Origin of the sequence: Micromonospora sp. NPDC005305 (genome assembly GCF_040607315.1) — a bacterium.
Lineage (GTDB): Bacteria > Actinomycetota > Actinomycetes > Mycobacteriales > Micromonosporaceae > Micromonospora.
The window spans coordinates 1-7,685 of record NZ_JBEXGL010000047.1 but is presented as its reverse complement, the minus strand read 5'-3'; the positions used below and the strand labels follow the sequence as shown (position 1 = coordinate 7,685).

Here is a 7,685-nt window from a genome sequence, read left to right as displayed (position 1 = left end):
CAGCCACTCCTCGCGCGGTGCCCGGCGAGACCGCAGGCCATGAGAGAGCCACACCAATGACACCGGTGGGCAGCCGCAATGTGGGAGCGTCTCGCTGGGCACCTGGACCGAGTCTGGCCGGACATCGACCCTGCAGAAAGTCTCTAAGTAGCCGAAATGAGTGTGCTGTCAGCGGAGGTGTGTGCACCACCGGCGGGCTGTTGAAATGCCTTCGCGAGAAAAAACCGGGCGATGACAACCCCGCCGCACAGCGCCGCACCAACCCACACAATCAACCGCACCCAGACCGCCTCCGGGTTCTCCGTGTAGCCATCGAGGCCTGGCGGCAGAATCACCATCTGCAGCGCCGCGCCCATGGGGACCGCCAGGCCGGCGATGAGGCCGATCACGCCAGGACACCGCACAGCGGCACCCACCGTGCCCAGCGCCGAGCCAAGAACCAGGCTCGCGACCCACCACCACAGCATCTCGGCCTGATACAACGCGAACGGCTCGCCGCGGAGGATGAAGTCCAGGCCGTAGTAGGCGGTGACGGCAGCAGCTAGGGCGACAACACCGGCCACCGCTCCACGAAACCGCGCACCGACCAACCACCCGGCCGCAACCGCCAGCGCCGCCCATGCCCACCCCGCGTCTAGGAGCAGACTTGCAACCTTGGCGACGTCCGCCCACCCTGTCTGCGCCGTCTGACTACCGAACGTTCCATACGGAGACGACACATCGTTGCTGGCGGACGTAACGGTGCCGAAGGCCGCGCCGAGCCCGAGACTGGCGAGCAGCCATCGCAAACTTCCCACCCTCGACACCGTACTCTGATCTCGATCATCTTCTGCGGCGTCCTCTCCTGCCGCGTTCCGCGCGCCGACTGTGGCGGATCAGTTGGCGGACGCATGTCGCACGTCAGTCGACGGAGGGACAGGCTCGACCGCGTCTGTGATCCGAAAACCGATGCGCGACACATCTTCGCCACGTGATGCGCGACAGCGCGATGAACCTAGGGGAGCATCAGTGGGCGTCGGGACGTACGGATCTGCCGAGATCAATCCGTCGGCTAGCATTCGGCCTAGCCCAACTGGGCCGCGTCCGGGCCCTCGCCCCAGATGTTCATGATCGTCCAGCGTGTTAGCCCGTAGACCAGCGTCCAGCCGACCGGCGTCAGGTAGGTCCTCGCCGTCGAGCCGGAACGGCTGCTCCAGATCACCTGGGCGGACCGCAGCGGCAGTGGGCTCGACTCGATCGTCACCTGGCGCCTGGAGCCCGAGGGCCGGGGCACCCGGATGCTGATGGAGCACTCGGGTTTCGACCTCGACAGCCCGTTCCAGGCGATCGCCCACCGCACCATGGGCAGCGGCTGGCGCTCCTCCGTGGTGCGCTCCATGCTCACGGTGCTGGAGCAGGAGACCTGACGCGGCGTGGGCGCCGCCCCGGACCACGGTGGCGGACACCCGCCCTCAGAGCCGCTCCGGCGTGCGGATGCCGAGCAGGTGGAGGCCCTGCGCGAGTACCCGCGCGGTCAGGTCGCAGAGCACGAGCCGGCTCTCCCGGACCGGCTCGTCGGCCCGCAGCACCGGGCACCGCTCATAGAAGGCGCTGAACGCGGCGGCGAGCCGGTACAGGTACCCGGCCAGGTGGTGGAACTCCAGGTTCACCGCCACCGCGCCGACCACCGCACCGAAGCCGACCAGCTCGAAGGCCAGCGCCCGCTCGGCCGGCTCGGCCAGCGAGATCCCCGCCTCCGGCCGGGCCGCCACGCCGGCCCGCCGGAAGATCGACCGGATCCGGGAGTACGCGTACTGCAGGTAGGGCGCGGTGTTGCCGTCCAGCGACAGCATCCGCTCCCAGTCGAGCACGTAGTCCTTGTGCCGGTCACTGGAGAGGTCGGCGTACTTGACCGCGCCGATGCCCACCGCCCGGCCCACCTCGGCCGTTTCCGCTTCGCCCAGCTCCGGGTTCCGCTCCCGGGCCAGCGCGGTGGCCCGGGCCACCGCCTCCTCCAGCAGCCCGACCAGCTTCACCGACCCGCCGGCCCGGCTACGCAGCATCCGCCCGTCCGGCCCGAGGATCGAGCCGAACCCGACGTGCTCGGCTCGGGCGGGCGGAGCCAGCCAACCGGCCTGCGCCGCGGCGGCGTAGACCATCTCGAAGTGCCGCCGCTGCGGCAGCCCGACCACGTAGAGCAGCCGGGTCGCGCCCAGCGTGCCGGTCCGGTGCCGGATCGCCGCCAGGTCGGTCGCCGGATAGCCGTACCCGCCGTCGGACTTGCGCACGATCAGCGGCAGCGGCGCACCGTCCCGGCCCACCGAGCCGGGCGGGAACACGCAGGCCGCACCGTCGCTGCACCGCAGCAGCCCCATCCGGTCCAGCTCCTCGACCACCGGGCCGAGCAGGTCGTTGTAGCTGCTCTCACCGTGGAAGTCCCGCTCGGTGAGGGTCACGTCGAGCAGGTCGTACACGGTGAGGAAGTAGCGCTCGGACTGCTCGACCAGCAGCCGCCACAGCCGCAGCGTCGCCGGGTCCCCGCCCTGCAGCGCCACGACCCGCAGCCGGGACCGCTCGCGGAACGCCTCGTCGGCGTCGAACTTGGCCCGGGCCGCCTTGTAGAACGAGTCGAGGTCCCCCATCGACAGCTCCTGCGCCGCCTCGGCCTCGCCCAGGTCGGCCAGGTGCTCGATCAGCATGCCGAAGGGCGTGCCCCAGTCGCCCAGGTGGTTGGCCCGCACCACCCGGTGCCCCAGCGACTCCAGCAGCCGGGCCGCCGCGTCGCCGATCACCGTCGAGCGCAGGTGGCCGACGTGCATCTCCTTCGCCACGTTCGGCGCCGAGTAGTCGACCACCACGGTCTCCGGCGCGGTGGTCGCCGGCACCCCGAGCCGCGGGTCGGTGGCCAGCGCGGAGACCAGCCCGGCCAGGGCCTCGTCGGCGACGGTCAGGTTGAGGAAACCCGGACCGGACACCTCCGCCGCGCTGCACAGGTCGGCCAGCTCCGCGCGTTCCAGCACCTCGGTGGCGACGGCGCGCGGCGGCCGGCCGATCCGCCGGGCCAGAGCCAGCGCCGCGTCGGACTGGAAGTCCGCGCGCTGGGAGCGCCGCACGACCGGGTCGACCGGCGCGCCGGCCACCGTCGCGAACGCCGGCGCCAGCCGGTCGGTCAGCAGTCTCTCCAGATCCATGGGTACGCCGATCTCGCTCTGATCCGCCGCACGCGGATCACCGGATGGGGATGCGGGCGGACCGAGGACGATCGGCGATGACCGGCGGCTCGATCCGCCGGTCGCAGTGAGGAATGCTCAGCGCAGGCGGTCGCGGGACCGCCGGCGTCGCAGCGCGCCGAACAGGACGTCGGGGGACGCCGTCGGGAACGCGTGCGAGCTGGTCATGCGAGCAGCCTAGCGGGCCGGCCCGGGGGCGGCGCAAGGCCGTACCCGGGCCGGCCGGCCGGCGTACCCGGAATCTCAGGCCGGCGTGCCGGCGGCCTTGCGGTAGCGCTCGGCCCGCCGCCGCACCTGGGTGTACGCGCTGGTCAGGCCCATCGCCCGGCGGACCTCGACCAGGGTGCGGCGCACCTCGGCGCGGGTCCGCTCGGTGCCCTCGACGATCAGCTCGTCGACCAGGCCGGGCTGCCCCTCGAACCGGGCCCGCCGCTCCCGCACCGGGTCGAGGAACCGGTTGAGCGCGCCCGCCAGTTCCTCCTTGACCTCGACGTCGCCGACCCGCCCGGCCCGGTAGCGCGCCTTCAGGTCCGCGACCGTCGCCCGGTCGGTGTGGAACACGTCGAGGTACGCGAACACCGGATTTCCCTCGACCGTGCCGGGCACGTCGGCGCGGATCCGGTTCGGGTCGGTGTACATGCCCATCACCTTGCGCCGCACGGTGGCCGGGTCGTCGGAGAGCGCGATGGCGTTCCCCCTGCTCTTGCTCATCTTCCCGGCGCCGTCGGTGCCGACCAGGGTGGGCGTCTCCGACATGATCATTTCGGGTACGGGGAAGACCTCGCCGTAGAGGTGGTTGAAGCGCCGGGCGATCTCCCGGGTCACCTCCACGTGCGCGGCGTTGTCCTTGCCCACCGGCACGACCTGCCCCTTCACGCAGAGGATGTCGGCGGCCTGGAGGACGGGGTAGCCGAGCAGCCCGTACGGCATCTCCTCCTTGCCGGCGTCCCGGCTCATCTCCTTGAGCGACGGGACCCGTTCCAGCCGGGGCACCGTGACCAGGTTCTGGAACAGGGTGTTCAGGTCGCCGACCTCGGGGATCGCCGACTGGAGGTAGAAGGTGGCCCGGTCCGGCTCGACGCCGGCGGCGAGGATGTCGGTGACCATCTCGCGGGCGTTGCGGGAGACCTGCTCGATGTCCTCGCGGCTGTTCCGCGTGGTGAGCATGTGCAGGTCGGCGATGATGAAGAAGCTCTCGTAGCGCTGGTGCAGCTTCACCCGGTTGGCGATGCTGCCGACGTAGTGGCCCAGGTGCAGCCGCCCGGTCGGGCGGTCACCGGTGAGCATCCGTGCTGCGGACATGGTCGTACGCCTCTCGTGGCGGTTCGGTGGAGGACGCGCGGGCGCGCGGGAGCGACCCGGGGTGTGCCCGGATCAGTGGGGTTGGCTCGTCAGTGCGAGCGCCGCCATCGCCCGCCGGCGCGGAACCGCAGCCCACCGGCACGGAGGACGTCGAGGATCTGCTCCCGACCGTCGTCGGCACGGGCCGGGAGAACCGGAGCGGCAGCCGCCGGGAGACCGTCGAGGGTCTCCGGGGCGCAGGTGCTCGGCCGGACCATGTCTGACACGGTAACCGGTTCTCCGCCCCGCGCGCAGACCGGAACGCCCTGCTCAGTCCCGCCGGTAGCTCTCGGCGTAGTAGTCGCCGACCTGCTCGCGGTACTCGGCGCGGCCGAAGTCGTCGGGGTCGAAGGGCGGTGACTCCTTGACCTGCTCCCGGGTCCGGTCCACGTGCACGGCGCGCTCCAGGTGGTCGACCCGGGCCACCGTGCCGACCGGCAGCAGCACCTTCCGGCCGAAGATCCACGGCCCGGTGTCCACCACCAGGTAGCCGGCGCCGGCGTCCTCACTCGCCCGGTCGACCGCGCCGATCCGGCCGTCGGTCGCCTCCACCCGGTAGCCGGTGAGGTCGATCGGGGTTCCCGGGCCGGGCGCGTCGGGGCCGTCGTCGGCGGCGCCCTCCGACCGCTGCCGCGGCACGTCGTCCGGGCGGGTCTGCTCGTAGCCGCCCGCGAGGGCCGACGGGTCCCGCCAGATCCACGGATTGAACGGCTGCATCGTGCCACCTCCGGGTGTCGTCGTGTCGCCACTCCGAACAGTGCCCGATGGGCGAAACGGGGAAACACGAAGGCAATTCCGAACTCACCGGAGAGCGATTCTGCGAGATACCTCATAATCGACTCCCACCGATAGCTCGGCCGCATCTGCCGAGGTAGGAGGTGGTATAGCGGTCGCCCGGCACACCGGCAAGCGGGCCGGAGTGTCCATCCCGCACATTCGGTGGGGCCGGCGGCCACACCATTCTGATCCCGCATCCGATCGGCACGAGGAAAGGGAACGCAGATGCAGCGGGTCATTGGACGAATCGGGATGGCGGCGGCCGGGGCGGCCGTCCTGGTGGCGGTGGCGGGCACCGGCGCGCGGGCCGCCGTGGTCAACCCGTACACCCCGGAGGCGCTTTGCGGGCTCGGCTTCACCGCCGTCGACCAGGACCCGATCCACGACGCCGCCACCGGCGCGCGGCTCGGCACCGTCCACCTTCTCCGCAACCCCCTCACCGGGTACGGCTGCACGGTCACCCTCAAGTCCGCATACGTCGGCGCGCTCACCGGGACCCGCGTCTACCTCGACCCGGAGTGGACGACCTTCGGCCTGGACGAGGGCAGCCGGCGCTACGCCGCCGGCCCGGTCCACGGCTACCTCGGCGCCGGCTGCGCGATCTGGGGCGGCTCGATGACCGACGCGGCCGGCGTCGTCCACCACCACGACCGGGCGAACCCGGCGATCGGCGGGGCGGTGACCTGCTTCTGACCACCGGCGGCGGGCCGGATTCGCCCGGCGCGTGGACCGGCCCGCCGCTACGGTCGCCAGGTGGGCAGGATGCGGGGAATCCACGAGCGGCCGGCGGGGCTCACCTACCAGCCGGACCTGGTCGACGACGACGAGGAACGTTCCCTGGTCGCCACCCTCGACGCGCTCGACTTCCGGGAGGTCCGCATGCACGGGCAGATCGCCCGGCGCACCGTCCGGCACTTCGGCTACGACTACGACTACGGCTCCTTCCAGCTCACGGCCGCGGAGGCGCTGCCGGTGGCACTGCGCTGGGTCCGCGAGCGGTGCGCGGCGCTCGCCGGGGTCGACCCCGAGGCGCTCGCCCAGACCCTCGTCACCCGCTATCCGCCGGACTCCGTCATCGGCTGGCACCGTGACGCGCCCGCCTTCGGGCCGACCGTCGTCGGCCTCTCGCTGGGCTCCGCGTGCCTGTTGCGGTTCCAGCGCGGCACGGGGGACAACCGCCGGGTGTACGAGCTGGAGCTGGCGCCCCGCTCCGGGTACGCGCTCACCGGGGCGGCCCGGACCGCGTGGCAGCACAGCATCCCGCCCGTGCCGGCGCTGCGCTATTCGCTGACCTTCCGCACGCTCCGGTCCTCGCGTGCCTGACCGGAGCTGGGGAGACGTCCCGCTGGCATACTGGCCAGCCATGGTGCTGTCGCGCGGCTGGTCGCTGTTCCTGGTCGGGGTCGGGGTCTGGACCTGGGTGATCTGGCCGAGGTTCGCGGTCGCCATCTGGCACGACCCGCGGGCGTGGTCGGCCGGCACGGTCGGCCAGGGCAGCCCGACCAGCTTCCTCTGGGTGCACGCGCTGCTCATCGCGGCCTCGCTGGCCATCGGCACGACCGTCGGGGTGCTCGGCATCCGAGGCTGGCTGGCGGCCCGCCGCCGGCCGACCGCCTGAGCGTCGCGTTGCCCGACCACCCGCTCGCCGGATGCCGCGGCGACCGGGAATGCGGAGGCCCTCCGACGCGCTACAACTCCTGTGCGCGGGCCGCCCGGCCCTGGCCGGGAGCGGGGAACCGCCGCCGCAGCAGCGCCGAACAGGAAAGATAGTCCTGCGGTGATGATGTGACGCGGGACGCTACCCCCGGATTTGACGATCAAACCGAGGCCGCGTAACTTTCTCTCTGCCAACGCGGAACGGGGCAAACGGGACGAACATCCTGGAGCTCCGAACCGGGGAATGGCACCGGCGCCGACGGGGTTGCACCTCGGCGGAGCCGGACCGGGTGGGGCTCGCCGAAACGCCGCAGGGCGGATTTGGCGGAGCGGAACCGACCGGGTAAGGTTGACGACCGGCAGGGACACGGACGAGCGAGCGGGAAACCGCAGCGGCCGTCCTGCCAAATCCGATGACCAAGCACAGCGGTTAGCCGCTGCGCGTGTGCAGCGGCACCGACCCGTACGAAGCGTGACAGACCGGGACACACGGTTTGACACGGCAGAGACGGTGAGGTAACGTAGTAAAAGTGCCCGGCGCGGGAGCGGCGGGTGTAAGGACGAACGAAATGCCCCGGACGGGGTCCTGCTGGTGCGGGGTTCCGGTTGGTGTGTGGTTGTTCTTTGAGAACTCAACAGGGTGCTTGAAAAGCCAGTGCCAAATTGATTTATACCCCGGACTGGTCAGGCTTTGGTCTGATT

10 protein-coding genes are annotated in these 7,685 nt (G+C 71.5%); 4 read left to right on the top strand and 6 right to left on the bottom strand.

Annotated elements, in window-relative coordinates:
* Positions 1 to 143 precede the first annotated feature (143 nt).
* Positions 144 to 797, bottom strand: a complete 654-nt coding sequence (locus ABZS80_RS33165) for a hypothetical protein (protein WP_355062152.1) — start codon at positions 795 to 797, stop codon at positions 144 to 146.
* 266 nt (positions 798 to 1,063) lie between these two features.
* Positions 1,064 to 1,243, bottom strand: a complete 180-nt coding sequence (locus tag ABZS80_RS33160; protein ID WP_355062150.1) for a hypothetical protein — start codon at positions 1,241 to 1,243, stop codon at positions 1,064 to 1,066.
* Between ABZS80_RS33160 and ABZS80_RS33155 the strand changes: the two genes are divergently transcribed.
* The gene (locus ABZS80_RS33155; protein ID WP_355062154.1) at positions 1,188 to 1,406 is read left to right on the top strand and encodes an SRPBCC domain-containing protein; all 219 of its coding nucleotides are present in this window, start codon (positions 1,188 to 1,190) and stop codon (positions 1,404 to 1,406) included. The genes ABZS80_RS33160 and ABZS80_RS33155 overlap by 56 nt on opposite strands.
* A gap of 45 nt (positions 1,407 to 1,451) precedes the next feature.
* Here the strand turns inward: ABZS80_RS33155 and argS are convergent, their stop codons facing one another.
* The 4 genes from argS to ABZS80_RS33135 form a co-directional block, all read right to left on the bottom strand.
* Positions 1,452 to 3,170 carry an arginine--tRNA ligase gene (gene argS, locus ABZS80_RS33150; RefSeq protein ID WP_355062148.1) on the bottom strand — a complete coding sequence of 573 codons (1,719 nt, stop codon included), beginning with the start codon at positions 3,168 to 3,170 and terminating at the stop codon, positions 1,452 to 1,454.
* A gap of 282 nt (positions 3,171 to 3,452) precedes the next feature.
* Positions 3,453 to 4,511, bottom strand: a complete 1,059-nt coding sequence (gene trpS, locus ABZS80_RS33145) for a tryptophan--tRNA ligase (protein ID WP_355062146.1) — start codon at positions 4,509 to 4,511, stop codon at positions 3,453 to 3,455.
* An 89-nt stretch (positions 4,512 to 4,600) separates the two neighbouring features.
* Positions 4,601 to 4,768: a hypothetical protein gene (locus ABZS80_RS33140; protein WP_192579968.1), complete on the bottom strand. Its 168-nt coding sequence runs from the start codon at positions 4,766 to 4,768 to the stop codon at positions 4,601 to 4,603.
* 52 nt (positions 4,769 to 4,820) lie between these two features.
* Positions 4,821 to 5,267: a PRC-barrel domain-containing protein gene (locus ABZS80_RS33135; protein WP_355062145.1), complete on the bottom strand. Its 447-nt coding sequence runs from the start codon at positions 5,265 to 5,267 to the stop codon at positions 4,821 to 4,823.
* 285 nt (positions 5,268 to 5,552) lie between these two features.
* On the opposite strand from ABZS80_RS33135, the gene ABZS80_RS33130 reads away from it, so the two are divergent.
* The 3 genes from ABZS80_RS33130 to ABZS80_RS33120 all read left to right on the top strand — a co-directional run bounded on the left by ABZS80_RS33130 (position 5,553) and on the right by ABZS80_RS33120 (position 6,945).
* The gene (locus ABZS80_RS33130) at positions 5,553 to 6,020 is read left to right on the top strand and encodes a hypothetical protein (RefSeq protein WP_355062143.1); all 468 of its coding nucleotides are present in this window, start codon (positions 5,553 to 5,555) and stop codon (positions 6,018 to 6,020) included.
* 69 nt (positions 6,021 to 6,089) lie between these two features.
* Positions 6,090 to 6,650, top strand: a complete 561-nt coding sequence (locus ABZS80_RS33125; protein WP_355062141.1) for an alpha-ketoglutarate-dependent dioxygenase AlkB — start codon at positions 6,090 to 6,092, stop codon at positions 6,648 to 6,650.
* 40 nt (positions 6,651 to 6,690) lie between these two features.
* The gene (locus ABZS80_RS33120) at positions 6,691 to 6,945 is read left to right on the top strand and encodes a hypothetical protein (RefSeq protein ID WP_355062139.1); all 255 of its coding nucleotides are present in this window, start codon (positions 6,691 to 6,693) and stop codon (positions 6,943 to 6,945) included.
* Positions 6,946 to 7,685 lie beyond the last annotated feature (740 nt).